This is a genomic window from Streptomyces sp. NRRL S-495, assembly GCF_000966955.1.
Lineage (GTDB): Bacteria > Actinomycetota > Actinomycetes > Streptomycetales > Streptomycetaceae > Kitasatospora > Kitasatospora purpeofusca.
Genome location: NZ_JZWY01000268.1, coordinates 1 through 1,690 on the forward strand (window position 1 = coordinate 1; position 1,690 = coordinate 1,690).

The 1,690-nt window shown below is 76.0% G+C and carries 1 pseudogene; it reads right to left on the reverse strand.

Going from position 1 to position 1,690, the window contains the following annotated elements:
- Positions 1–1,609 (reverse strand): annotated as a pseudogene (locus tag VR45_RS15435) (hypothetical protein); the annotation flags it as partial.
- Between the last annotated feature and the right edge of the window lie 81 nt (positions 1,610–1,690).

Sequence of the window (1,690 nt, forward strand, 5' to 3'; positions counted from 1 at the left end):
GGACCTCCTCCTCGAACAGCCACTGCTGCTCCCCGAGCAGCCGGCCGAGCGGCCGCGCAGGGGTGTTCTCGTCGCGGACCAGACCGGCGAGCAGCAGCCGGATCTGCTCCGGGGCGTCCGGGTCGACCGGCTGGGGCACCAGCGGGTACCAGTGGCCCGGGACCTCGGTGGCGAGCAGGTACCGGTCGGCGGGCGGGTCGCCGGGTTCGGCGGTCGGCCGGGGCGGGAGGGTCGCCACCCAGCGGGCGTAGCGGTCCAGCGGCTCCCCGGCCAGGTCGCCGACGGTCTCCTCGACAGCCCAGGCGAGGTTCGCCGCCTCGTCGCGCAGCAGCAGCACGGACTCGGCGGGCGGGCTCTCCAGTCCGGCGGGCAGGGAGGCGGCCCGGTAGAACCAGGGGGAGGGCGGTGGTTCGGTACCGTCCCCGCCGCCGCCGCCCATGGCGATGCCGCCGCGGTCCTCGCCGAGGCCGAAGAGGTTCCAGTCCGGGTCCTCCAGGGAGGCGTGGGCGAGCACCGTCGCGCCGCCGAAGACGTCCGTGACCGAGCAGTGCACGACCCGGCTGAGCGAGCCCACCGGGCTCGGCAGCGGGCAGCAGAACCAATCGTTCCCGTACACCGTGGTGAAGGCGATCAGCAGCAGCCGTCCGAGGTCGGCGGGGCTGGTGTCCACGGCGCCGAAGTTGATCCTGGCGTCCTCCATCTCCCAGTAGCGGGAGGCGGGCATGCCGCCGAAGATCGCCGGGGTGGGGACGATCGCGCGCTGTTCGTGCGTCACGGCGGCCTCGGTGACCGGGATGTGGGCGGGCGGGGCGTCGACGGCCCACCAGTCCAGGTGGCCGCCCGGGTACTCCTGGGCCCGCAGTTCCAGCTCGGGGACGGTGGAGGAGCGCACCGCGAAGGCGTATTCGAGCCGGTTGGGGTTCCAGCCGGCAGGGGGCGGGGGCGCTACGGGTTCGTCGGGCGCCCCGTCCGCCACGCGCGGTGCCCACCAGTGCAGCCAGCGCTCTGCCGCGCCGGCCAGGGCCTCCTGGTCGGGGGCGGCCGCGCCGAACTCCTTCGCCGCGGTCTCGTCCCGGTCCACCAGCCTGGCCAGCCACGGCACCAGCGCGACGGGGTCCGGCAGCCGGCTCCGGACGGCGGCGCCGAGCGGGGCGGGCGCGAGCGGCCCGTCGACGGCGCAGGGGCAGGTGCTGGCGAACGCGGGCAGCAGCGCGGCGAGGCCGGCCGAGGCGAGTTCGCGGCGCCAGCGCAGGCCGGCGGCCAGCGTCAGCCGGGCGTCGGGTCCGGACTCGGGCTCCTGCTCGACGAGTTCCTCCAGCACCATCCGGCCCGGCCGGTACGGCAGCCAGTCGCCCTCGCCGTCACCCTCGCCCCCGCCCCCGCCTGCGCCCCCGCCCTCGGTCCCGGAGCTGCCGGGCCGCCAGCCGTCCAGCAGATGGATCTCCTGCGCGAGTGCGACGTCGACCGGCGAGGCGGCGTCGTCGCCGGCGAACTCGCCGAAGGCGTACTGACGGGCGAGCAGATGGGCGGCGTCGCCGATCCGGGCCGCCAGCGCCTCCTCGACGCCGATGTCACGGGGTACCGGCTCGTACCGGAACATCGTCGGCATGGTTCCTCCTGACGGGCTTTCCGCGCTCGACGGGCTCCCGGGGCGAGCGATCAGGCCAGCTGGTGCGGCGGGGTCTTGGTC